Source organism: Pimelobacter sp. 30-1, from assembly GCF_018831735.1.
GTDB lineage: Bacteria > Actinomycetota > Actinomycetes > Propionibacteriales > Nocardioidaceae > Nocardioides.
Genome location: NZ_NHTS01000003.1, coordinates 390,150 through 413,770 on the forward strand (window position 1 = coordinate 390,150; position 23,621 = coordinate 413,770).

General features: G+C 73.5%; 23 protein-coding genes. 16 read left to right on the top strand and 7 right to left on the bottom strand.

Annotation, left to right across the window (positions count from 1 at the left end; genetic code table 11):
- Positions 1-220: 220 nt before the first annotated feature.
- Genes CCO04_RS07250 through CCO04_RS07260 form a run of 3 tightly spaced genes read left to right on the top strand, consistent with a single transcriptional unit; the run spans position 221 to position 2,900 of the window.
- Complete coding sequence (locus tag CCO04_RS07250; RefSeq protein ID WP_215813439.1) at positions 221-1,189, top strand: MetQ/NlpA family ABC transporter substrate-binding protein; 969 nt, start codon at positions 221-223, stop codon at positions 1,187-1,189.
- Positions 1,186-2,220, top strand: coding sequence for a methionine ABC transporter ATP-binding protein (locus CCO04_RS07255; protein WP_215813440.1), 1,035 nt, complete (start codon positions 1,186-1,188; stop codon positions 2,218-2,220). The genes CCO04_RS07250 and CCO04_RS07255 overlap by 4 nt, the downstream gene beginning before the upstream one ends.
- Positions 2,220-2,900 (top strand): methionine ABC transporter permease, encoded by a 681-nt coding sequence (locus tag CCO04_RS07260; protein WP_215813441.1) that lies wholly within the window; start codon positions 2,220-2,222, stop codon positions 2,898-2,900. Before CCO04_RS07255 ends, CCO04_RS07260 begins: the two co-directional genes overlap by 1 nt.
- Here CCO04_RS07260 and CCO04_RS07265 read toward each other — a convergent pair whose 3' ends face one another.
- The 4 genes from CCO04_RS07265 to CCO04_RS07280 all read right to left on the bottom strand — a co-directional run bounded on the left by CCO04_RS07265 (position 2,901) and on the right by CCO04_RS07280 (position 7,488).
- Positions 2,901-3,050 (bottom strand): DUF5708 family protein, encoded by a 150-nt coding sequence (locus CCO04_RS07265; RefSeq protein WP_215813442.1) that lies wholly within the window; start codon positions 3,048-3,050, stop codon positions 2,901-2,903.
- 114 nt (positions 3,051-3,164) lie between these two features.
- Positions 3,165-5,138 (bottom strand): ABC transporter ATP-binding protein, encoded by a 1,974-nt coding sequence (locus CCO04_RS07270; RefSeq protein ID WP_305799865.1) that lies wholly within the window; start codon positions 5,136-5,138, stop codon positions 3,165-3,167.
- Positions 5,135-6,874 carry an ABC transporter ATP-binding protein gene (locus CCO04_RS07275; RefSeq protein ID WP_215813443.1) on the bottom strand — a complete coding sequence of 580 codons (1,740 nt, stop codon included), beginning with the start codon at positions 6,872-6,874 and terminating at the stop codon, positions 5,135-5,137. The genes CCO04_RS07270 and CCO04_RS07275 overlap by 4 nt, the downstream gene beginning before the upstream one ends.
- On the bottom strand, positions 6,874-7,488 hold the full coding sequence (locus tag CCO04_RS07280) for a TetR/AcrR family transcriptional regulator (protein ID WP_215813444.1): 615 nt from the start codon (positions 7,486-7,488) through the stop codon (positions 6,874-6,876). The genes CCO04_RS07275 and CCO04_RS07280 overlap by 1 nt, the downstream gene beginning before the upstream one ends.
- Before the next feature lie 335 nt (positions 7,489-7,823).
- On the opposite strand from CCO04_RS07280, the gene CCO04_RS07285 reads away from it, so the two are divergent.
- A complete protein-coding gene (locus tag CCO04_RS07285; RefSeq protein ID WP_215813445.1) occupies positions 7,824-8,360 on the top strand; it encodes an rRNA adenine N-6-methyltransferase family protein in 537 nt (178 codons plus the stop codon).
- A 17-nt stretch (positions 8,361-8,377) separates the two neighbouring features.
- Here CCO04_RS07285 and CCO04_RS07290 read toward each other — a convergent pair whose 3' ends face one another.
- Complete coding sequence (locus tag CCO04_RS07290) at positions 8,378-10,114, bottom strand: CocE/NonD family hydrolase (protein WP_215813446.1); 1,737 nt, start codon at positions 10,112-10,114, stop codon at positions 8,378-8,380.
- Between the two features lie 61 nt (positions 10,115-10,175).
- On the opposite strand from CCO04_RS07290, the gene CCO04_RS07295 reads away from it, so the two are divergent.
- The 9 genes from CCO04_RS07295 to CCO04_RS07335 are packed head-to-tail and all read left to right on the top strand — an operon-like array spanning position 10,176 to position 19,228.
- Complete coding sequence (locus CCO04_RS07295; RefSeq protein WP_215813447.1) at positions 10,176-11,126, top strand: patatin-like phospholipase family protein; 951 nt, start codon at positions 10,176-10,178, stop codon at positions 11,124-11,126.
- Between the two features lie 43 nt (positions 11,127-11,169).
- On the top strand, positions 11,170-12,168 hold the full coding sequence (locus CCO04_RS28380) for a 3-oxoacyl-[acyl-carrier-protein] synthase III C-terminal domain-containing protein (protein ID WP_215813448.1): 999 nt from the start codon (positions 11,170-11,172) through the stop codon (positions 12,166-12,168).
- The gene (locus CCO04_RS07305; RefSeq protein WP_215813449.1) at positions 12,159-13,001 is read left to right on the top strand and encodes an MBL fold metallo-hydrolase; all 843 of its coding nucleotides are present in this window, start codon (positions 12,159-12,161) and stop codon (positions 12,999-13,001) included. The genes CCO04_RS28380 and CCO04_RS07305 overlap by 10 nt, the downstream gene beginning before the upstream one ends.
- Positions 12,988-14,250, top strand: coding sequence for a F390 synthetase-related protein (locus CCO04_RS07310; RefSeq protein WP_215813450.1), 1,263 nt, complete (start codon positions 12,988-12,990; stop codon positions 14,248-14,250). Before CCO04_RS07305 ends, CCO04_RS07310 begins: the two co-directional genes overlap by 14 nt.
- Positions 14,247-15,209: an NAD(P)-dependent oxidoreductase gene (locus CCO04_RS07315; RefSeq protein ID WP_215813451.1), complete on the top strand. Its 963-nt coding sequence runs from the start codon at positions 14,247-14,249 to the stop codon at positions 15,207-15,209. Before CCO04_RS07310 ends, CCO04_RS07315 begins: the two co-directional genes overlap by 4 nt.
- Complete coding sequence (locus CCO04_RS07320) at positions 15,206-16,354, top strand: glycosyltransferase (protein ID WP_215813452.1); 1,149 nt, start codon at positions 15,206-15,208, stop codon at positions 16,352-16,354. Before CCO04_RS07315 ends, CCO04_RS07320 begins: the two co-directional genes overlap by 4 nt.
- Entirely contained in the window at positions 16,354-16,911 is a 558-nt protein-coding gene (locus CCO04_RS07325) for a hypothetical protein (RefSeq protein ID WP_215813453.1), read from the top strand. The genes CCO04_RS07320 and CCO04_RS07325 overlap by 1 nt, the downstream gene beginning before the upstream one ends.
- Entirely contained in the window at positions 16,908-18,188 is a 1,281-nt protein-coding gene (locus tag CCO04_RS07330) for a glycosyltransferase (protein ID WP_215813454.1), read from the top strand. Before CCO04_RS07325 ends, CCO04_RS07330 begins: the two co-directional genes overlap by 4 nt.
- Positions 18,185-19,228 carry a hypothetical protein gene (locus CCO04_RS07335; protein WP_215813455.1) on the top strand — a complete coding sequence of 348 codons (1,044 nt, stop codon included), beginning with the start codon at positions 18,185-18,187 and terminating at the stop codon, positions 19,226-19,228. Before CCO04_RS07330 ends, CCO04_RS07335 begins: the two co-directional genes overlap by 4 nt.
- On the opposite strand, the gene pdxH is transcribed toward CCO04_RS07335, so the two are convergent.
- Complete coding sequence (gene pdxH, locus CCO04_RS07340; protein WP_215813456.1) at positions 19,180-19,863, bottom strand: pyridoxamine 5'-phosphate oxidase; 684 nt, start codon at positions 19,861-19,863, stop codon at positions 19,180-19,182. The genes CCO04_RS07335 and pdxH overlap by 49 nt on opposite strands.
- Positions 19,864-19,969: 106 nt before the next feature.
- Between pdxH and CCO04_RS07345 the strand changes: the two genes are divergently transcribed.
- Positions 19,970-21,073, top strand: a complete 1,104-nt coding sequence (locus tag CCO04_RS07345; protein WP_215813457.1) for a citrate synthase 2 — start codon at positions 19,970-19,972, stop codon at positions 21,071-21,073.
- A gap of 8 nt (positions 21,074-21,081) precedes the next feature.
- The gene (locus CCO04_RS07350) at positions 21,082-21,675 is read left to right on the top strand and encodes a DNA-3-methyladenine glycosylase I (protein ID WP_215813458.1); all 594 of its coding nucleotides are present in this window, start codon (positions 21,082-21,084) and stop codon (positions 21,673-21,675) included.
- Positions 21,676-21,697: 22 nt separating this feature from the next.
- On the opposite strand, the gene CCO04_RS07355 is transcribed toward CCO04_RS07350, so the two are convergent.
- Positions 21,698-22,570, bottom strand: coding sequence for a LysR substrate-binding domain-containing protein (locus CCO04_RS07355; protein WP_257753756.1), 873 nt, complete (start codon positions 22,568-22,570; stop codon positions 21,698-21,700).
- Positions 22,571-22,649: 79 nt separating this feature from the next.
- Between CCO04_RS07355 and CCO04_RS07360 the strand changes: the two genes are divergently transcribed.
- A complete protein-coding gene (locus tag CCO04_RS07360) occupies positions 22,650-23,591 on the top strand; it encodes an EamA family transporter (protein ID WP_215813460.1) in 942 nt (313 codons plus the stop codon).
- The last annotated feature ends 30 nt before the right edge of the window (positions 23,592-23,621 follow it).

Here is a 23,621-nt window from a genome sequence, read left to right on the forward strand (position 1 = left end):
CGCAGCCGTAGAACTGCGGGGCTGCTAGCGCGCAGCCACCTCACGCGTCCTGAGAGAAATCATTCTTCGGACCACCTCCTTTCCCGTGTGCCCCCAACGGTAGGTCGCGCTCCGAGCGCGCACAACGGATTAATGCCGGGAACCGGACGGCGGCCGCCGCTGTGACGCAGCCAACGCCCCGATCAGGAATGTCGAGCGATCTAGTTGCCTTTTAGCGAGCATGTCCGACCAGATCCCGCTCATCGAAGCCCCCAAGTCCCGCCTGCCGCTGATCGGCGGCGTCGGGGTGGTCGTCCTGGCGCTCATCGCCGGGGCGATCTTCCTGCTCACCCGCGGCGGCGACGACGCCCCGCGCGCGACCGGCAAGGACGGCACGACCGCGCTGAGCAGCGACGACCCGGTCAAGGTCGTCCTGGGCACGGTCGGCGCGAGCGACCCGTACTGGGAGACCTTCAAGGACGCCGCGAAGGACGCCGGCATCGAGCTGGAGATCAAGGACTTCGCGGAGTACCCGCAGCCGAACCCCGCGCTCAGCGAGGGCGAGCTGGACGCCAACCAGTTCCAGCACATCGTCTACCTCGCGCAGTACAACGTCGCCAACGACGACGACCTCGTGCCGCTCGGCTCGACCGCGATCTACCCGCTCGGCCTCTACTCCCAGAAGTACGACGACGTGGCCGACATCCCCGACGGCTCCACGGTCGTCGTCCCGGACGACGACTCGAACCAGGCCCGCGGCCTCCTCGTGCTCCAGTCGGCCGGCCTGATCAAGCTCGACGGCGGCGGCTCGATCTTCTCCACCGTCGCCGACGTCGACGAGTCGGCCTCGCGGGTCAAGGTCAAGGCGCTGCAGGCCGACCTCACCCCGACCTCGCTGCCCGACGTGGCCGCCGCGATCGTCAACAACGACTTCGTCGAGGACGCCGGCCTGAAGTTCGACGACGCCATCGCCCAGGACGACCCGAGCGACCCCAAGGCCGTGCCCTACGTCAACATCTTCGCGGTCCGCGCCGAGGACAAGGACAACGCGGTGCTGCAGAAGCTCGTGCAGGTCTACCAGGACACCCAGGCGGTGCTCGACGGCGCCGACGAGGCGGCCGGCGGCACGGCGCAGTTCGTCAAGGTCAGCCAGGCCGACCTCGAGAAGAGCCTGCGCGACGTCGAGAAGCAGATCCGCGAGCAGCAGTGACCGCTCCACTGGTCGAGCTGCGCGGAGTGGTCAAGGAGTTCCCCGGCACCCGCCGCGGCGATGCTCCGAGCCGGGCGGTCGACGGCGTCGACCTGGCCGTGGAGCGGGGCGAGATCTTCGCGATCATCGGCTACTCCGGCGCCGGGAAGTCCACCCTGGTCCGGCTCGTCAACGCACTGGAGCCGGTCACGTCGGGGAGCGTGGTGGTCGACGGTGTCGACGTCACCACGCTCTCCGAGCGCGGCCTGCGCGAGCTGCGCCGTGGGATCGGCATGGTCTTCCAGCAGTTCAACCTGATGGAGTCGCGCACGGTGTGGGGCAACCTCGCGTTCCCCCTCACCGTCGCCGGGATGGGGCGGGACGAGCAGCAGGCGCGGATCTCCGAGCTGCTGCACTTCGTCGGCCTCGCCGACAAGGCCCACGCCCGGGTCGGCGACCTCTCCGGCGGCCAGAAGCAGCGCGTGGGCATCGCGCGGGCTCTGGCCACCAATCCCCCGCTGCTGCTGGCCGACGAGGCCACCAGCGCGCTCGACCCGGACACCACGCGCGACGTGCTCGACCTGCTCGAGCGGGTCAACCGCGAGCTCGGCGTGACCATCCTGCTCATCACCCACGAGATGGACGTCGTCCGCCGCATCGCCCACCGCGTCGCGGTGATGGAGTCCGGCAAGGTCGTCGAGCAGGGCCCCGTCGTCGAGGTGTTCACCCAGCCCCGGCACGACGTCACCCGGCGCTTCGTGCGCACCGTCGTCGAGGACGTGCCCGACCCGGACGTCGTCGCCGCGCTCCGCGAGCGCCACCCGGGCCGCTTCGTGCGGCTCGCGTTCCGCGACACCGCCGGCCGCCCGTCCGAGGCGTTCGCGACCTTCCTGCGCCACGACGTCGGCTTCGAGCTGGTGCACGGCGGCATCGAGGAGATCCAGGGCACCAGCTTCGGCAACCTGACGGTCGCACTCACCGGCACCGACGCGGCGGTCGACGCCGCGCTCGCCGAGCTCGCGCCCGCCGTACCGTGGACGGAGGTGGCGTGATGACCGCCGTCCTCGGCATCGACACCCGCCTCGGCGACCTCCAGCCCGAGTTCTGGCAGGCCGCCGGCGAGACCCTCGTCATGGCCACCACCGCGCTCGTGCTGGGCGGCCTGCTGGGCCTGGCCCTCGGACTCGGCCTCTTCGTCACCCGCAAGGGCGGGCTGTACGCCAACCGGCTCGTGTTCGTGGTGCTCAACGTGGCCGTGAACTTCTTCCGGCCGATCCCGTTCGTCATCTTCGTCGCCGCCCTGCAGCCCGTGGCGCGGCAGGTGGTCGGCACCGGCATCGGGATCTGGGCCGCGACGTTCGCGATCACGATCGCGGCGATCTTCGGCGTCAGCCGGATCGTCGAGCAGAACCTGGTCACCGTCAGCCCCGGCGTGATCGAGGCAGCCCGCGCGATGGGCGCGAGCCGGCTCCGGATCGCGCTGACCGTCGTCCTGCCGGAGGCCCTGGGGCCGATGATCCTCGGCTTCACCTTCGCGTTCGTGGCGATCGTCGACATGACCGCGATCGCCGGTGTCGTCGCGGGCGGCGGCCTCGGGTCGTTCGCGCAGCGCTTCGGGTTCCGGCAGTTCGACCAGGTGATCACGTGGTCGGCGATCGTCGTCCTGGTCGCGATGGTCACGGTCATCCAGCTCGGCGGCAACGTGCTGGCCCGGCGGGTGCTGCGGCGCTAGTCAGACGCGCGCAGGGCGGAGCGCGCCCACGAACATCAGCACCACGCCGACCTTCGACGGCGTGATCACCGGCCACTCGACGCCCTCCATGGCTCGCCACAGGATCAGCCCGATGCCGAAGCACACGGCACCACCGAGGATCTCGCTCATCCGGCTCGACATGTCGCGCCCTCCCCTCGTCGTCGGTCAGGCCGTCACCGTAGCCAGGGCGCAGCCGGCACCGACAGCGACTTCGGACGCCACCGAGCCCCTACTTTGGGCGCCTCACACCGCCGCCGCCGCGAACTGCGCCGCGTGCAGCCGGGCGAACGCACCGTCGCGCTCCAGGAGCTCGGCGTGCGAGCCCTGCTCCACGATCCGCCCGTGCTCCATGACCAGGATCAGGTCCGCGTCGCGGATCGTGGAGAGCCGGTGCGCGATCACGAACGACGTCCGGTCGGTGCGCAGCGCCGCCATCGCCTGCTGCAGCAGCAGCTCCGTGCGCGTGTCCACCGACGAGGTGGCCTCGTCGAGGATCAGCAGCGCCGGCTGGGCCAGGAAGGCCCGGGCGATGGTGATGAGCTGGCGCTCGCCGGCCGACAGGTTCGAGCCCTCGTCGTCGACCTTGGTGTCGTAGCCCTCGGGCAGCGAGTGCACGAACCGGTCGACGTACGTCGCCCGCGCGGCCTCGCGGATCTCCTCGTCGGTCGCGTCGGGCCGGCCGTACGCGATGTTGTCGCGGATGGTCCCCTCGAAGATCCAGGTGTCCTGGAGCACCATGCCGATCCGGCTGCGCAGCTCGGCCCGCGACATCTGCGTGACGTCCACCCCGTCGAGGGTGATCCGGCCGCCGTCGAGCTCGTAGAACCGCATGATCAGGTTGACCAGCGTGGTCTTGCCGGCGCCCGTAGGGCCGACGATGGCGACCATCTGGCCCGGGTGGGCGACCAGCGAGAGGTCCTCGATGAGCGGCTCGTCGGGGTCGTAGGAGAAGTCGACGTGCTCGAAGGCGACCTCGCCGCGCGTCGTGCCGGAGCGGGTCGGCTCCTCGGACAGGGCGGAGGGGTCGACCTCCTCCTCGGCGTCGAGCAGCTCGAAGACGCGCTCGGCCGAGGCGACGCCGGACTGGAGCAGGTTGGCCATCGACGCGATCTGGGTGATCGGCTGCGTGAACATCCGTGAGTACTGGATGAACGCCTGCACCTCGCCGAGCGTCAGCGATCCGGAGGCGACGCGCAGGCCGCCGACGACCGCGATGACGACGTAGTTGAGGTTGCCGATGAGCATCATCATCGGCATCACCAGGCCGCTGATGAACTGCGCGCGGAACGACGACTGGTAGAGCTCCTCGTTGGCCGCGTCGAACTCCGCCTCGACCGCCTTGCGCCGGCCGAAGACCGTCACCAGCGCGTGCCCGGAGATGGACTCCTCGACCTGTGCGTTGAGCCGGCCGGTCTGGCGCCACTGGTTGATGAACTGGCTCTGCGAGCGCTTCATGATCCGGCCGGTGGTGAACATCGCCAGCGGCACCGACACGAGCGCGATCAGCGCGAGCAGCGGCGAGACCCAGAACATCATCCCGAGCACGCCGATCACCATGAGCAGCGAGGTGAGGAGCTGGCTCATCGTCTGCTGGAGGTTCTGCGCGACGTTGTCGATGTCGTTGGTGACCCGGCTGAGCAGCTCGCCGCGCGGCTGCTTGTCGAAGTACGCCAGCGGGAGCCGGTGGACCTTCTCCTCGACGTCGGTGCGCATCTGCCGCACGGTGGCCTGGACGACGTCGTTGACGAGGTAGCCCTGGAGCCAACCGAGCACCTGGCCGCCGACGTACACGAGGAGGGTGATGAGGAGCAGGTGGCCGACCTTGTCGAAGTCGATCCCCTGCCCGGGTACGACGTCCTTGAGGCCGCGCAGGAAGTCGGCGTACCCGCTGTTGCCGCCGGCCTCGGCCTGCGCGACGGCGTCCGCCTGGGTGTGGCCCTCGAGCTTGCGCCCGATCAGGCCGGTGAACACGGCGTCGGTGGCCTTGCCCAGCAGGTACGGGCCGACCACGACGGATGCGACGCTGCCCAGGCCCAGCAGCAGGACGGCGACCGCCTTGCCGCGCGCGGGGCGCAGCAGCGCCAGCAACCGCTTGGCCGAGGTGCCGAAATCGTCCGCCTTCTGGCCGACCATGCCGCCCATCGGGCCGCGGCCGGGGCCGCCGGACTGGACGATCCGCTCGGTCTGCTTCATGGTGCCGTTCTTGGACTCGCTCATGCCGGGACCTCCTCTCCCTTGATGCCCTGTGAGGCCGCGATCTCCTGGTACGTCGGGTTGTACTCGAGCAGCTCCTCGTGGGTGCCCTGGCCGACCACCTCGCCGTCCTCGAGGACGAGGATCTGGTCGGCGTCGCGGATCGTCGCGATCCGCTGGGCGACGATCACGACCGTCGACTCGACCGTCACCGGCCGCAACGCCGCGCGGAGGCGGGCGTCGGTGGCGACGTCGAGCGCCGAGAAGGCGTCGTCGAAGAGGAAGATCTCGGGTCGTCGTACGAGGGCGCGGGCGATGGCCAGGCGTTGGCGCTGACCCCCGGAGACCGTCGTACCGCCTTGGGCGACGGGGGTGTCGAGCTGCTCGGGCATGGCCCGGACGAAGTCGGCCGCTTGGGCGATCTCGAGCGCGGCCCAGAGGTCCTCGTCGGTGGCGTCGGGGTTGCCGTAGCGCAGGTTCGAGGCGACCGTCCCGGTGAACAGGAACGCGCGCTGCGGGACCAGGCCGATCTTGGACCACAGCAGCTCGGGGTCGAGCTCGCGGACGTCGACACCGTCGACGCGGACCGTGCCCGCGGTCGCGTCGAGCAGCCGCGGGACGAGGTTGACCAAGGTCGTCTTGCCGGCGCCGGTCGAGCCGATCACCGCGATCGTCTGCCCCGGGCGGGCCGTGAAGCTGACGTCGCGCAGCACCGGCGCCTCGGCGCCCGGGTAGGTCAGGCCGACGCCCTCGAGGTCGAGGTGGCCGGACAGCGCGACCTCGGTGACCGGGTGCGCCGCCGGGACGACGCTCGTCTCGGTGTCGAGGACCGCCGTGATCCGGTCGGCGCTGACGGCGGCGCGCGGCACCATCATCAGCATGAAGGTGCCCATCATCACCGACATCAGGATCTGCATGAGGTAGGCGAGGAACGCGGTCAGCGCTCCGACGTCCATCTGGTCGGCCTCGACGCGGTGGCCGCCGAACCAGATCACGCCGACGCTGGCGACGTTCGAGACGGCCATGACGAGCGGGAACATCAGCGCCATCCAGCGGCCCGCGCGAAGGGAGACGGCGGTCAGGTCGTCGTTCGCCTTGTCGAACCGGCGGGTCTCGTGCGGCTCGCGGACGAACGCGCGCACCACGCGGATGCCGGTGATCTGCTCGCGCAGGACCCGGTTGACGTCGTCCAGGCGCTCCTGGACCTGGCGGAACGCCGGCACCATCCGGGACACGACGAGGCCGATGCACACGAAGAGCACCGGTACGACGGCCACGACGAGCCACGAGAGACCGAAGTCCTCGCGCATCGCCATGATCACGCCGCCGACCATCATGATCGGGATCGTGACCGCCATGAGGCAGGTCATCATCGCCAGCATCTGCACCTGCTGGACGTCGTTCGTCGCGCGGGTGATGAGCGACGGCGCGCCGAAGTCGGAGACCTCGCGCGCCGAGAACCGCCCGATCCGGCCGAACACGGCCTTGCGCAGGTCGCGACCGAACGCCATCGCCGCCTGCCCGCCGAACCATGCCGAGCTCATCGAGCAGGCGGCCTGGACGAGCGCGACACCCAGCATGATCGCGCCGATCTCGATGATGTAGCCGGTGTCGCCGCGGGCGACGCCCTTGTCGATGATGTCGGCGTTGAGGCTCGGCAGGTAGAGCATCGCCACCGTCGAGGTGAACTGCAGCAGCACGATCGCGGTCAGCCAGCCGCGGTAGGGCTGGAGGTACGTGCGCAGGAGTCGGGTCAGCATCAGTGGGTCTCCTCGAGAGCCTCGGCGGAGGCGGGCGTCCGGCGTACGGCGCCGTACAGGACCAGGTCGACGATCTGGTCGGCGGTGAGCAGGTCACCACCGGTGAACTTGGGGTGGGTGCCCGAGAACGTCAGCAGCCGCAGGCTGCGGACGACGAGCGCGGCCGGCTGGGCGAGCTCGGCCTGGAACGGGCTGATCAGCTCGATCATCGCGTCGGTCGTCTGCTGCACCCGGCGCAGCCACTCCCCCTTCTGGTCGGGTGGCTCCGGCGGCCCGTTCATGCCCAGCCGCTGGAGGAGCAGGAACGACTTCGCGAACCGCCGCTGCATGATCCGCACCAGCGCGAGCGCCCGCTCGTGCAGCGTGGCGTCGTCCGGGATCTCGGCCAGGTCGCGCTGCATCTGCCCCGGCTCGAACGCCTTGCGGACCGTCGCGTCGATGAGCTCGTCCTTGGACGCGAACACCCGGAAGATCGTCCCCTCCGCCACCCCCGCCGCCTCCGCGATCAGCCGGGTCGTGACACCCCGGCCGTGGTCGTAGAGCAGCGGCAGCGTCGCCGCCATGAGCGCCTCCCGGCGCTCCTCGGGCGACAAGGGCGCAGCGCGGGGTGGCATGTCCGCCAGTATGAATGAGTGAGCACTCACTCACAACCCATTTTCCTCACCCCACCCCGCCGAAGGCGCAGGTTCCAGCCGCCGAAGTAGCAAGGTTCCGCCCTCGAAGTAGCAGGTTTCCGCCCCCGAGGGCGCGCCGCGATGTCGCCCCGCGAAACCTGCGACCTGGCCGCCGGAAGCCTGCGACTTCGGCGGAGAAACCCTGCTACTTCGAGGGCGGAACCTTGCTACTTCGGCGGGGGAACCCTGCGCCCTCGGTGGGAAAAGGGGGTGCGGGGTGGGTGGCGGGTGCCTAGGGTCGCGGACCATGAACAGCTTCTTCGTGATGGTGCGTCGTGGCCGGGTCCGGGCAGGGGTCGCGGCGGGCGTGGGGGTGGCATCCGCTTCGGCCTGAGGCGGCGCGGCGGTTGGTCGCGGCCGCGGAGGTGGGGCCGGGCGAGCTGGTGCTCGACATCGGTGCCGGGGACGGCGCGCTGACCGGTCCGCTGCTGGCGAGCGGGGCGCGGGTGATCGCGGTCGAGCTGCACGAGGGGCGGGCTACCTCCCTCCGCACCCGGTACGGCGACCGCGGGCTCCGCGTCGTCCGGTGCGACCTGCGCGAGCTGCGCCTTCCCCAGCAGCCCTTCCGGGTCGTCGCCAACCCGCCGTACGCCGCGACGACCGCGCTGGTCCGGCTGCTGCTCGGCAGCGACCGGCTGGTGCGGGCGGACCTGGTCCTGCAGGGCGGGGCTGCGCGGCGGCTCGTCGAGCGACCGCCGGCCGCGCGGCACGGGCGGCGCTACCGGCTCACCGTGACCGGGTCGCTGCCGCGTGCGGCGTTCCGGGTGCCGCCGAAGGTCGACTCGGTGAAGTTCCGGATCGAGCGCCGGTGAGGGCCGGCGAGGCCGTCTCAGGGCGCCAGCGCCGCACCCAGGTCGCTCCCGGGCAGCACCGGCACCCGCAGCACCGCACCCTCCGCACCCCCGAGCCGCACGGTGTGCAGCCCCGGCAGCGCGAGCAGCGAGGCGACCGAGGAGCCGACGAGCTGGATCCGGATCCGGTGCCCCGCGCGGAACCGGTTGCCGACCGGCCACAGCTCCACCTGGTAGCGCCGGAACTGACCGGTGCGGGCGGGCGCGGGGTGGGCGTAGTCGCCGTACGGCTGGACGACCTCGCCGTCGACGACGAGCGACTTGGCCGGGTCGATCGCGGGATAGCTGGTCGAGAGCCGGCCGACGGTGAGCGGGTGGGACGAGCCGTCGGGGGCGACGTCGGAGAGCACCGCCCAGATGCCGGTGCCGGGGGTGGTCGTCGCGAGGGAGAGGTCGAGCGCGACGGGTCCGGCGAGGTCGACGTCGGCGCCGAGCGCCTTGGTCGTGAAGCTCACCCCGGTCAGGCCGTCCAGCGCCGCGAGCCGGCTGTCGGCGAGCAGCGGGAGGGCGCCGGTGAGGGCGCTGGCGCCGCCGGCCTCGATGATCGCCGCATTGGGTACGTCGGACGCGGTGGGCAGCGAAGGCACCGTCAGGTACGACGCCAGCCCGGTCGCCGCGGGGGTCCCCGTGACCAGCGAGCGGCCCGGCGCGAGCGCCAGCGTCGTCCACTGCGTGCCGGGGACGGGCCAGTCGGCGGCCTCGCGGCGCACGTGCTCCCCCGCCAGGTACGACGCCCGCGAGCCCTTCGCCAGCAGCAGGCTCACCCGCGGCGTGCTCTCGATCCCGTTGTCGACGCCGCGCACGTAGTGGTCGAGCCAGGCGGCGGCCTCGCCCCGGCCGCCGTCGCTGCCGACGGGGACGCCGTCGTGGCCGCCCTCCATCACCAGGTGGGCACCGTCGGCACGCAGCGCCTGGTAGGCCTGGAAGGCGCCGCGCGACTCGACGTCGTAGAAGCCGTTGATCATCAGCACCGGGATGTCGTTGGCGTCCCCGCGCCAGCCGCGCTCGCGCCACCACTGGTCGAGCGTCGGGTGCAGCAGGACGCCGAACCCGCTCGAGAACAGGCCGCCGAGCACGTCGGGGACCGAGCCGGGCGAGCGCTGCAGCCGGTCGGCGCCCTGGAGCAGCGCGGGCGCGCCGATCATGGCGATGACGCCCGCTCCGGGGACGAGGTTGAGGATGCCGCCGGGCACGAGCAGGTCGCGGTAGAGCTCGTGCGTGCCGGACTTGAGGATCGCCGCCTTCACGCAGGGCAGCTCCTGGTGCCAGGAGTTGTAGAGCACGATCGCGCTCGCCGAGAACCCGTTGAGCGCGAGCCGCCCGTCGCTGAACGGCTGCGTGCACGCCCACTGCAGCACCTCGACGACGTCGCGCTGGCTCGTCGGGCCCAGGGCGTCGAACGCGCCATCGCTGTCGCCGGTGCCGCGGATCTGGACGAGGAGGTAGTTGTAGTCGGGCCCGACCTGGAGCGTCGCGCTCCCGTCGCCGTAGGGGGAGAACTCGACCACCGTCGGCTTGGCCGTCACCGGCCCGGTACTGGTGAGCGTCGTCTGCAGGGACACGCCGTCGGAGGCGGTGAACCGCTGGTCGACCGTGACCACGCCCGGGTCAGGTGCCACCGACGGGGGCGCCGCCGACGAGGGCACCACCGCACCTCCGACCACCAGACACCCGACGAGCGTGGAGACCCAGGTGAGCGCGCGCAGCCGTCCCATGTGAGCACAACGACACCGCCGCGCCTGGGCTATGTCACCCCCTGTGCGGAGAATGGGCTGCATGGCACGCGTCGCACTGGTCCTCGGCTCGGGCGGCGCCCGTGGCTATGCCCATCTCGGCGCGGTCCAGGAGCTGCGCGAGCGCGGGCACGAGATCGTCGCCGTCTCCGGTACGTCGATGGGCGCGCTCGTCGGCGGCCTCGTCGCGGCCGGCAAGGACGAGGAGTTCGCGACGTGGGCCTCGACGCTCACCCAGCGCCGCGTGGTCCGCCTCGCCGACCCGACCTGGTCCGGCGGCGGCGCGGCGACCGCCGAGCGGCTGATGTCGGCGCTCGACGAGATCGTCGGCGACCTGCTCATCGAGGACCTGGCGATCCCGTTCACCGCGGTCGCGACCGACCTCGCCGCGCGCCGCGAGGTGTGGTTCCAGCGCGGACCGCTCATCCCGGCGATCCGGGCGTCGATCGCGATCCCCGGCCTGTTCACGCCGGCCGTGGTCGACGGGCGGGTGCTCGTCGACGGCGGGCTGCTCAACCCGCTCCCCCTCGACCCGACCGCCGCCTCGGCTGCCGACTTCACCGTCGCCGTCTCGCTCCAGGGCCCCCGCGAGCCGCACGAGCCGTCCTCGCCGGCCCGCGGCTTCTCCGTCCGTACGGCGGAGTGGGCGACCGAGTGGGCCACCGAGCTCCGCCGCCGGTTCCGCCGCGGCGACCTCGGCGCCGAGGCCGACCAGCTCGCGGACGTCGTCCCGATCGGCAGCCCGGAGGCGCCCGCCGAGTCCCCGGCCGAGTCCCCCGCCCGCCCCGACGTCCGTACGTCGGAGGTGGTCGCTCTCTCCTTCGACGCGATGCAGAGCCTGATCACCCGCTACCGCCTGGCGGCGCTGCCCCCGGACGTGCTGGTCACGGTCCCCCTCGGCGCCGCCCGCACGCTCGACTTCCACCGCGCCGAGGAGCTCGTCGACCTCGGCCGGACGCTGACCGCGGCCGCCCTCGACACCGCCGGGCGCTGAGCGGCCCGTCTATCCTCGTCGGACCACGACGAAGGAGGCTCCCGTGCCAGGTCTCGGGTCGCGCGCGCTGCGGATCCTCGGCACCGCCGCGGTACTGCCGGACGAGGTGCTGACGAGCGCGGATCTCGACGAGCGGCTGGGCCTGCCCGCCGGCACGGTCGAGGAGCGGACCGGCGTACGGGTGCGCCACGTCGAGCGCGGCAGCGCTGCGGCGCTGGGCGCCCGGGCCGCGCGCAAGGCGCTCGCCGACGCGGGACTGACCCTCGACGACGTCGACGTGATCCTCGGCGCGAGCGCGACGCCCGACCAGCCGCTGCCCTGCAATGCCGCGCTGCTGCACGAGGAGCTCGCCCCGGCGCGCCCCGTGCCCGCGTGGGACGTCAACGCGAGCTGCCTGAGCTTCCTGGTCGCGCTCGACCTGGCCGCGACGCTGGTCGACGCGGGCCGCCACGAGCGGATCCTCATCGTCTCCAGCGACCTCGCCTCCGTCGGCCTGGACTGGTCCGACCTCGGTGCCTCCGGGATCTTCGGCGACGGTGCCGCCGCCGTGGTGGTCGGCCACGCCGGGACGACCGGGTCCGCCGTCCTGGCGGCCGGTCTGGCCACCCACAGCGAGGGCGCCCACACCTGCGAGATCAAGGGCGGTGGCTCCCGCTTCGCGCCCGACCGGGTCGACGGCGACTACGCCGACTGGGCACGCTTCCGGATGGAGGGCGGCGCCGTCTTCCGGCTGGCGATCAAGCACCTGCCGCCCTTCGTGGACGGGCTGCTCGCCGAGGCCGGGACCACGATGGACGACCTGTCCGTCGTCGTCCCGCACCAGGCGAGCCACCACGCGCTCGACTGGGTGCGCAGCCGCTTCGGCGTCGAGGGTGATCGCCTCGTCGACATCTACGCCGACCACGGCAACCAGGTCGGTGCCTCGCTGCCGTCCGCGCTGCACGCCGCGATCGAGAGCGGCCGGCTGCGCCGGGGCGACCGGGCGCTGCTGCTCGGGACCGGCGCCGGCCTCAGCCTGGGCGGGATCGTGCTGTGCTACTGACCGACCTCACCGCCGGGCTGCCCACCGACCAGCCCCGGGTCACGCTCCACTGGCTGCGCGTGGGCCACTGCGTCCAGATCGAGGGCCTGGCCCGCAAGGGCGCGCCGATGCGCCGCATCGAGTTCCCGTCGTACGCCGCGGCGATCGGGCACCCCGAGCACGGCTGGACCCTCTTCGACACCGGGTACGCCGACCACTTCTTCACCGCGACGCAGCGACTCCCCGCGCGGCTCTACCGCGAGCTGCTCCCGGTCACGCTGCCCGACGACCAGCACCTGCCGGCCCAGCTGCGCGGGCTCGGCATCGACCCGCTCGACGTACGACGCGTCGTGGTCTCGCACTTCCACGGCGACCACGTCGCGGGCCTGCGCGACTACCCCAATGCCCGGATCGTCGCCGGAGGCTCCGGCAGCGCCCAGATCACCGGTCTCAAGGGGATCAACGCGATCCGGCACGGCCTGCTGCCCGCGATGCTGCCCGACGGCCTGAGCGACCGGCTCGTCGCTGCCGAGGACCTTCCCGGCGGCGACCTGCTCGGCGACGGCAGCCTCCTGCTGGTCGCCCTGCCCGGCCACATGCCCGGTCACCTCGGGCTGGTGCTCACCGCGACCGACGGGCGCCAGGTGCTGCTCGCCGGCGACGCGGCGTGGTTCACGAAGTCGATCACCGACCTCGCGCCGCCGTCCCGCCTGGCCGGGATCGCCTTCGACGACTGGACCGCCGCGATGGGCACGCTCGGCCACCTCCACGCGCTGCACCGCGCGCACCCCGACCTGCTCCTGCTCCCCGCCCACTGCACCGCGGGCTTCGACGCCTGGCATGCCGGACTCTGACGCGCGGGTGGTCGCGGCGGCATTCGCCCGCGAGCGCTGGCTCCCCCGGGGCGGGTTCGACCGCCGGCGCGCCCGCGCACTCGATCACTTCCTGCGCCACGAGCTGACGAAAGCCCCGTTCTACGCGGGTTTCGCGGGTGCGTCGCTCGCGGACCTGCCGGTCGTCGACAAGCGCACGGTGCTCGCCGACTTCGCGTCGTTCAACCGGCACGGGATCACCCTCGACCGCGCGCTCGCGGTGGCCGAGTCGGCCGAGCGCTCCCGCGACTTCGCCCGCACGCTGCCCGGCGGGGTGAGCGTCGGGCTGTCGTCCGGGACGTCCGGAACCCGCGGCGTCTTCCTCGTCTCCGAGGCGGAGAGCCGCCTGTGGGCGGGCATCCTGATGGGTCAGCTGATGTCGCCCGCGTCATTGCGGACGATGCTGCGCCGCCCGCTGCGGGTCGCGCTCTTCCTGCGCGCCAACAGCAATCTGTACCAGACGCTCGACAGCAGCCGGGTCGCGTTCTCCTGGCACGACCTCACCGTCCCGCTCGAGACGCACCTGCCGCGGCTGGCCGGCACCGACGTCCTGGTGGCGCCTGCCGGCGTCCTGCGCCGGATCGCCGAGGCCGCGCCACCGGGCCTGCGCCCGCTCCAGGTGGTGTCGGTCGCCGAGACCCTCGAGCCCGACGACGCCGCGGTGATCGCCGCCGCCTGGGGGCGCCCGGTCGAGCAGATCTACCAAGCCACCGAGGGTCTGCTCGCGGTGAGCTGCCCGGCCGGACGGCTGCACCTCAACGAGGCGCACCTGCACGTCGAGCCGGAGTGGATCGACCACCAGCGCTTCCACCCGGTCATCACCGACTTCACCCGCACCACCCAGTACGTCGTGCGCCACCGCCTCGACGACGTCCTCCTGGCCGCACCGGGCCCGTGCCCGTGCGGCCGGCCCGGACGTAGCATCGCCGCCGTCCTGGGCCGCGCGGACGACGTGCTGACGCTGCCGCCCGGAGACGTCCCCGTCTACCCGGACGCGCTGCGCCACGCGGTGGCGCTGGCCGGAGACCTCGGCGACTACCGCATCGAGCAGCACGGCGCCCAGTGGCGGCTCGCGACCACGCTCGGCGGCCCGGACGCCGTCACCCGGGTCGCGGCCGAGGCCGGGCGTCTCGCCGAGCGGCTCGGCGCGCGGGCGCCCGAGGTCGTCTCGATGGGGTGGCCGGACGAGGCGCCCACGCAGAAGCGACGACGCATCAGGAAGGTGACATGAGAATCCTCGTGACCGGAGCCTCGGGCTTCGTCGGCGGCCGGACCGTCGAGCTGGCGCAGGCCGCGGGCCACGAGGTGGTCGGCCTGGGCCGGCGCCGCCTCGACCAGGTCGGCTACCTGAGCGCCGACCTCGGCCGGGTCGGCCCCGAGGACCTGCCGGTGCTGCCGTGGCAGCCCGATGCGGTGATCCACTGCGCGGCCCGGGCCACCCCCTACGCGAAGCGGGCGGACTACGACAGCGACAACGTGATCGCGACCCAGACCGTGGTCGACTGGTGCGCACTGCTGGGGAACCCGCGGCTGGTGCACGTGTCGTCGTCCTCGGTGCTCTACCGCGACGGCGACCAGCTCGACCTGACCGAGGAGAGCCCGCTGCCCGGCGACTTCGCCAACGACTACGCGCGCACGAAGGCCGACTCGGAGCGGATCGTCCGTACCTACGGGGGTTCCTGGGTGATCGCGCGGCCGCGCGCGGTGTTCGGACCCGGCGACACGGTGCTCTTCCCCCGGATCATCGCGGCCGCCAAGGCCGGCCGGGTCCCCCGGCTGACCGGGCGCTCCGAACCCGCGGTGGGCGACCTGATCTACGTCGACAACCTCGCGGACTACCTGCTCCGGCTCGCCGCGCGCCCCGACCTCGGCGGCGTCTACCACCTGACCAACGCCGAGCCGGTCGAGATCCAGACGATGCTGCTCGAGGTGATCGAGCGGCTGGGCCTGCAGCCCCCGACCCGCGAGGTCAGCCTGACCACCGCGATGCGCGCGGCGACCGTGCTGGAGCGGACCTGGCGGCTCCTGCGCCTGCCCGGCGAACCGCCGATCACCCCCTACGGCGTCGGGGTGCTGAGCTGGTCCAAGACGTTCGTGCCCGACAAGATGCTGCGCGACCTCGGCGCGCCGCGGATCTCCGTCGCCCAAGGCGTCGACGAGTTCGTGTCCTGGCAGAAGGAGCGCCTGTGAGCCGCTGGGTACGACGGGCCGCGGTCGGCTACCTGGCCCTCCAGGCCGGAAAGTCCGCCGCCGCCCTGCACGCCGCCCGGCAAGCGCCGCCCGCGGTCGAGCCGGCCGCCGACGCGATCGCCCGGGTGGTCGTCGTGCAGCCCATCCTGTCGGGCGATCCCGGGCTCGAGGACGCGCTGCGCGACAACCTGCTGTCGCTGGCCGGCGCGCGCTTCGTCTGGCTGGTCGACGAGGACGACCCCGAGGCCCAGCGCGTGGTCGCGCGGATCGGCCCCGCGCCCCGGCTGACCGTGCAGGTCTGCCCGCCCGCCCCCGACGGGATCAACCCCAAGCTCGCCAAGCTCCAGCCCGCGCTCGACGACTGCGCGGACGACGAGGTCCTCCTCATCCTGGACGACGACACACGGCTGCCGCGGACCAGCCTCGGCGCCCTGCTGGGCGGCCTGGACCGGGCGACGCTCGCGACCGGCCTCCCGGCGTACCTGCCTGGGGGGACGGTGTGGGCCCGGCTGGTCGAGCAGTTCGTCGACAACAACGCGGCGCTGACCTACCTGCCGATGGCACCGGTGACGATCAACGGCATGTGCTGGGCGATGCGGGTCGCGGACCTGCGCGCCCTCGGGGGATTCACGCCGATCCTGCGCAACCTGACCGACGACCTCGCGGTCGCCGGGGCGGTGCTCGGCAGCGGCGGGACGATCTGCCAGACCGCGTCCCCCCAGTGGATCACCACGACCGTCGACGGTCCGGCCCCCTACGTGCGCCTGATGCACCGCTGGATGCTCTTCGCCAACCTGCTGCTGCGCCGCCAGCCGCCCGCCATGGTCGGCGCGATCAGCGTGCTCCACGGCGTGCACCCCAACCTGCTGTGGTTCGTCCTGGTCGGCTCGGCCCGGTCGCGCCGGGTGCTGCCGGTGGTCGCCGTCCTGGGTGGGCGCGCCCTGCTGCTGCGGGGCCTGCAACGGCGGATCTACGGGCGTCCGCTCCACGCCCCCGCGCTGTCGCTGGTCTCCGAGCTCGTGCAGCCCGCGCACCTAGGGCACGGCGCGGTGCAGCGCACGATCCGGTGGCGGACCCGCACCTACCGGGTGCGCTCCGACGACGACTTCTCGCCGGTGCCAGTGCCCGGGCCGGACGACCGCTGATGCGCCTCCAGGTGCTGCACCTGACCGGGCAGAGCGACCCGCGCTCGTGCGCGCTCTCCCCCGTGCAGAGCGCCTTCCTGGACGCGCTGCCGATCGCGGACGAGGCGAAGGTCCGGCTCAACTTCCCCTACGCCACGGGGCTCGCGCCGTACCGGCCGGTGCCGCTGTGGCTCGGGAGCCTGCGGCACCTGGTGCTGTTCTGGCGGATCCGGCTGCTCTGCCGGTCGTGGGCGGCCCGGGTGCGTCCGTCGGTCACCCGGCAGCTGCTCGCCGCCGACCGGACGCTGGTCCTGGCCGGGTCGATCGGTCTCGACCTGCTCGGCCGGCTCGACCTGCCGGCACCGGTGCTCGACCGGCTCGTCGTCGTCGCGTACGGCGCCGTCGCCACCCGGCCGCCGCCGTGCCGGGTGATCCGGGTCGGCAGCCGCAGCGACCACCTCGCCCGGTGGTGGCCGCACGACGTCACCGTGGACGCGGGACACCTCGACTACCTCGCCGCGCCCGAGCTCACCGCGCTCTGCCGCACGCTGCTGGCCGAGCTGGAGGCCGCCTCATGAGCCTCGTCGACCTGGTCGCCCCTCCGATGGCAGGTCACCTGCACCCGATCCTGGGCATCGCGGCGCGTCTCGCCCGCGAGCCCGGCGTCGAGGTCCGGGTGATCAGCACCGCCGGCGCGCTCCCGGCGATCACCGCGACCGGCGTACCGGGCCTGGCGCTGCTCGACGGCGCCGACGAGGTCCTCGAGACGGTGGTGAACCCGCCCTACCGGGTGGGCAGCAACCCGCGCCGGCTCGCCCGGCAGCTGCGGGCGGCGGTGGGCCTGCAGCGGGAGTTCCGCGCCGAGCTGCTGGACGTGTGGGCCGCGCGCCGGCCGGACCTGGTGCTCGCGGACTTCACCATGGGCGCGGTCGGCAGCGCCGCCGACGAGATCGGCGTGCCGTGGTGGACGACGCACCCGTCGCCGTGCGCGATCGAGGGCCGCAGCGGGCCGCCGTCGTACCTGGGCGGGTGGCGGCCGGGGGTCGGCCTGGCCGGCCGCTCGCGTGACGCGCTCGGACGGGGCGTGGTGCGCGGGTTCAAGGGGCTCGCACCACGGCTGGCCGGCGTACGGCTGGCGGAGGTGGGGGTACCCCGGCTGCACCGGCCGGACGGCTCGGAGGCGATCTACTCCCCCGAGCGGATCTTCGCGCTCACCCCCGAGGCGATCGAGTTCCCGCGGTCGCTCCCGGCGGCCGTGCGGTACGTCGGACCGGTGCTCCACACCCCGCCCACCGCCGTACCCGCTCCGGACCTGGCGCCGGGACGACCCGCCGTCCTCGTCACGGCCGGGACGCACCTGCCCTGGCACAAGGCGTCGCTGCTGGTCTCCGCGGCCGAGGCGGCGGCCGCGCTGCCGGACGTCGACGTGCACGTGAGCCTCGGGGGCGACCCGGTGCCGCCGTCGGCTCCCGGGGCCCGCGTGCAGGTGCACCGGTACGTCGACTACGCCCGCGACCTGCCCCGCTTCGCCGCCGTCGTGCACCACGGCGGCGCCGGGGTGCTGGGGCACACGCTCGCGGCCGGCCTGCCCGCGGTGGTGGTACCGGTGGACTACGACCAGTTCGACCACGCCGTCCGGCTGACGGAGGCGGGCGTGGCCGTCGCGGTGACCACCACGCTCGCCGCCGCGATCCGCGAGGTGCTCGCCGTGCCGTCGTACCGGCGGGCGGCGGAGGAGGTCGCCGCCGGCCTCGCCCGGACCCCCGCCGTGGACGCGATCGCCGCCGAGGTCCGGGCCCGGTTGGCCGAAATCGGCCCCACGGCCGCTGATCCGGCGGCAGGATTCGCCCCATGACCCTGGGGCTCCCCCCTGAAGACGACCGCGCCCTGCTCTCGGCGCTGATCGCCGCGGCCGCGCCGGACGCCGTACCGGCCGAGCAGGCGATCCCCCTGCTCTGCCGCGTCGACGAGACCGACGTGGCCGCGCTGGCCCAGCTCGCCTACCACGCGCTCACCGGCGTCGAGCCCGGTACGCCGGAGCCCGCCGCCCCCGCGGACCTGGACCCCGGCTTCCCGCCGTTCGCCTCCGAGGTGCTCGTGCGCGCCATCGTCGGACCGGACCACCGCCGCCCGACGCCCCAGGCGCTCCTGGTGGTGCTGGAGATGATCGGCGCCGACCAGTGGCCCAGCCACGGGCGGCCGCACGTCGTGCTCGCCGCGCCGGAACCCGAGCCGGAACCCGAGCCGGAACCAGAACCGGAACCAGAACCGGAGCCGGAGCCGGAGGTGGTCGCCGTGGTGACGAAGCCGGCGCCCGAGGAGTTCCGCTCGCTGCTGCTGCCGAGCCGGGACGTGCCGCGCTTCGATCCGCTCACCGATCCGCTGCCGGACCTGCGCGACGATCCCGTCGTCGCGGCGCCGCCGGTCGCCCTCGTCCCCGAGCCCGAACCCGAACCCGCCCCGGTCGAGCCCGAGCCGGTCGAGCCCGAGCCGGTCGAGCCCGAGCCGGAGCCGGTCGAGCCCGAGCCCGACCCCGAGCCGGCCCGCCACGTCGACGCCCAGGCCCGGCCGATCCAGGACGAGTTCCGCAATATCGTCGCGCCGACCTACGCGGTCCCGCACTTCTCCCCGCTCGAGGGCGCCGGTCCGCTCCCCGGGCTCGAGGACGGCCGTGAGCGCCGCCGCCGCAGCGGCCGCAAGGGCCGGCGCCGGCATCCGGTCAACCACACCTCGCCCGAGGACCGGCGCCAGACGCTGGTGATCGTGGCGGTGATCCTGGTCCTGGTCGTGCTGGGCGCGATCTACGCCGCCAGCCGCAGCGAGGACAAGCCGCGCGACGGCGCCCCTCAGGGGGCGAGCCGCACCCTCGTCCAGCCGGCACCCTGGCGCGTGTAGCGGATCCGGTCGTGCAGCCGCCCCGGCCGGCCCTGCCAGAACTCGAACGACGCCGGCCGCACGACATACCCGCCCCAGGTGGGCGGGACCGGGACGGGCAGCGGCCCGTCCGGGCCGGCGAACCGGTCCTCGGCGGCGCGGTAGGAGTCCTCCAGGTCGCCGCGGCCGGCGACCACCTCGGACTGGGGCGAGGCCCAGGCGCCGAGCTGGGAGCCCCGCGGCCGCGAGGAGAAGTACGCCGCCACGTCGGCCTCCGACAGCGCCTCCGCCGTGCCCTCGACCCGCACCTGCCGCTCGAGCGGGTGCCAGGGGAACAGCAGGGCGCAGCGGGGCTCGTGGGCGAGCGCCGTGCCCTTGCGGGAGGCGGTGTTGGTGAAGAACCGGAAGCCCTCTCCGTCGCCGGCGCTGCGCACGCCCTTGAGCAGCACCATCCGGGACGACGGCATCCCGTCGGGGTCGACGGTGGCCACGACCATGGCGTTGGGCTCGTGCACCCCGGCGGCCGCGACGTCGTCGAACCAGCGCTGCCACAGGGGCCACGGGGCGTCGGGCAATGCGGCCTCGGCGAGCCCGCGGTCGCCGTACTCCTTGCGGAGGGTGGCCAGGTCGTCACGCGCGTCGGCTTCGGCGGGCATGGGGCCAGCGTAGGGCGCCGGACGGGAGGTGGGGCAGAATGCCGGGTGGCCTGCGGGTCGCCCGGCATCCGGACGGCTCGCCCCGTCGCAACGAAGGAGTTCGCCGATGCCTGAGGTACACCACGGACTGGAAGGCGTCATCGCCTTCGAGACCCAGATCGCGGAGCCGGACAAGGAAGGCTCGGCGCTGCGCTACCGCGGTGTCGACATCGAGGACCTGGTCGGCCGGGTCCCCTTCGAGAACGTCTGGGGGCTGCTGATCGACGGCGCCTTCACGCCCGGCCTGCCGCCGGCCGAGGCGTTCAGCCTGCCGGTGCACACCGGTGACGTCCGCGTCGACGTCCAGGCCGCGATCGCGATGCTCGCGCCGGCCTTCGGCTTCGGCCAGACCTACGACATCAGCGACGAGCAGGCCCGTGCGGACCTCGCCCGGGTCGCCGTCATGGTCCTCTCGTACGCCGGCCAGTCGGCCCGCGACCTGCACCTCCCCGTCGTCCCCCAGCGGCTCGTCGACGAGGGCAAGACGCTCGCCGAGAAGTTCCTCATCCGCTGGCGCGGCGAGGCCGACCCCAAGCACGCCCACGCGATCGACGCCTACTGGTCCTCCGCGGCCGAGCACGGCATGAACGCCTCGACGTTCACCGCCCGCGTCATCACCTCGACCGGCGCGGACGTCGCGGCGGCCTTCTCCGGCGCGATCGGCGCGATGAGCGGCCCGCTCCACGGCGGCGCGCCGTCGCGGGTGCTGCACATGATCGAGGAGGTCGAGAAGACCGGCGACGCGCGCGCGTACGTCAAGAACCTGCTCGACTCCGGCGAGCGGCTGATGGGCTTCGGCCACCGCGTCTACCGGGCCGAGGACCCGCGCGCCCGCGTGCTGCGCCGGACCGCCAAGGAGCTGGGCGCCCCGCGCTACGCGATCGCCGAGGCGCTGGAGCAGGCCGCGCTGGCCGAGCTCCGCGAGCGCCGTCCCGACCGCGTGCTCGAGACCAACGTCGAGTTCTGGGCGGCCATCGTCCTCGACTTCGCCGAGGTGCCGCCGCACATGTTCACCTCGATGTTCACCTGCGCCCGCACGGGCGGTTGGTCCGCGCACATCCTCGAGCAGAAGACGACCGGGCGCCTGATCCGTCCCTCGGCCGTCTACACCGGCCCGGCCGCGCGTCCGGCCAGCGCCATCGAGGGCTGGAACGCCGACTGGGCGCTCTGATCGACGCCGTGGCAGGGGTCGTGGTCGGCGACGACGGGCTGGCTCGTCCGGCCTGGGCCGCCCACGACCCGCTGCTGCGCGACTACTACGACACCGAGTGGGGCCTGCCCGTCACCGACGAGCAGGGGCTCTACGAGCGGATCACGCTCGAGGCGTTCCAGGCCGGTCTGTCGTGGGCGACGATCCTGCGCAAGCGGCCGGCCTTCCGGGCGGCGTTCGACGGCTTCGACCCCGAGGTCGTCGCCGGGTACGACGACGCGGACGTCGCGCGCCTCATGGCCGACGCCGGCATCGTGCGCAACCTCCGCAAGATCCAGGCCGCGGTCACCAACGCACGCGCGACGATCGACCTGCGCGACGACGGCGGGCTGGCCGCGCTGGTGTGGTCGTTCCGGCCCGCCGACACCCCACGGCCGCGGGTGTTCGCCGACATCCCGACCACGTCGGCCGAGTCGCTCGCCCTGTCCAAGGAGCTGCGCCGGCGCGGGTTCGTGTTCGTGGGACCGACCACGATGTACGCGCTGATGGAGGCGGTCGGCATCGTCGACACCCACCTCGTCGACTCCCACCGGCGGGGCACTTCCGGCGTCTGGCCGGACTGACCGCCCAGACGCGTCCGGTCGCTCAGGCCGCCATGCCGATCTGGGCCAGGAACGCGGCCGCGGCCGGCGCCGGGCCGAACCCGCTCCAGATCACGTGCTCGGTACGGACCGGGGCGCGGGTGACCGGGATCGTGACCAGGCCGGGCAGCTGCTCGGCGAAGGTCGACGCGAGCAGCGCGACCCCGAGCCCGGCCCCGAGGATGCGGCTCATCAGGAGCATGTCGGTGACCTCGTAGGCCACCTCGCGGGTGAGCCCCGCCGCGGCGAACGCGAGGTCGGCCTGGCGGCGTCCCGTCGTCCCGGCCGGGAAGTCGACGAACGTCTCGCCGGCCAGGCGCTCCAGCGTCAGCCGGCGACGTCCGGCGAGCGGGTGCTCCGGAGCGACCACCGCACGGTGGTGGTCCCGGGCGATCAGGCGCGCGGAGACGCCGGAGAACGCGAAGTCGTCGGGCAGCCCGAGGAACGCCAGGTCCAGCTCGCCGTCGGCGACCTGGCGCACGAAGGCGTCGCTGTTGCCGCTGGTGAGCCGGACCTGCACCTGGGGGTGCTGCGCGCGGAACGCCCGCAACGCCTCCGGTACGTCGACCGCGGCCACCGTCGGGATCACCCCGATCGCCAGCGGGCCGCGGATCTCGCCTTCCGCGGCCGCCGCCTCGGCCGCCGCGCGGTCGGCCGCGTCGAGGCACTGCCGCGCGATCGGGAGGAAGGCGGCACCGGCCGGGCTGAGCCGCACCTGGCGGCTGGTGCGGTGGAACAGCCGGACCCCGAGCTCCTGCTCCAGCCGGGCGACCTGGTGGCTGAGCGCGGACTGCACGACGAAGCAGCTCTCCGCCGCGCGGGTGAACGAGCCGTGCTCGGCGACGGCGAGGACGTAGCGCATCTGCTGGAGCTCCACAGGATCAATCGTGATGCACGATCGATCCGATGAAAAGCATGTGTTGGACTCATTGATCAGACCGCAGGAACCTGGATGCATGACCAGCACCGTCCTCCCCACCCGGACCGCCGCCCCGACCGGCGGCAACCCCAGCACCGGCAGCACCGGCAGCCGCACCGGCGGCACCGCCGGGCTGACCGCCCTCACCGCGCTCGCCCCGGCCGTGTGGGGCACGACGTACCTCGTCACGACCGAGCTGCTGCCGCCCGGGCACCCGCTGTTCGCGGGGCTCCTGCGGGCATTGCCGGCCGGACTCCTGCTGCTCGTGATCTTCCGGCGGCTGCCGCAGGGCGTGTGGTGGTGGCGGGTGCTGGTGCTGGGCGCGCTCAACATCGGGTTCTTCTTCCCGCTGCTGTTCATGGCCGCCGAGCGGCTGCCCGGCGGGGTGGCGGCGACGGTCGGCGCGATCCAGCCGCTGCTCGTCATCGCGCTCGCCCTGCCGCTGCTGGGCGAGCGGCCCACGACGGCCAAGGTCGGCTGGGCGCTGACCGGCGTGGCCGGGGTCGCGCTCGTCGTGCTCGGCCCGAAGGCGACCCTCGACCCGGTCGGCCTGCTCGCCGGCGCCGGTGGGGCGCTGTCGATGGCCGCGGGCGTGGTGCTCACCCGGCGCTGGGGCCGGCCCGAGGGGGTCAGCTCACCGGTGCTGGTGAGCTGGCTGCTCACCGCGGGCGGACTGGTGCTGCTGCCGACGACCTTCCTGGTCGAGGGGGCACCCCCGGCGATCGACGTCCCGGCGGCAGGCGGCTACCTGTGGCTGGGCGTGGTGGGCGGGCTGGCGGCGTACCTGCTGTGGTTCCGCGGGGTCGGCGTGCTGCCGGTCGCCTCGACGGCCCTGCTCGGCCTGCTCTCCCCCGTCGTCGCCGCCGGACTCGGCTGGCTCGTGGTCGGGGAGGCGCTGCGGCCGCTGCAGCTGGCCGGGTTCGCCCTGGCGCTCGCCGCGATCCTCGGCGGCCAGCTCGCCGGCCGGCCGCGCCGCTGACGGGCCCGGATCGGGCCGGGATCGGGCCGG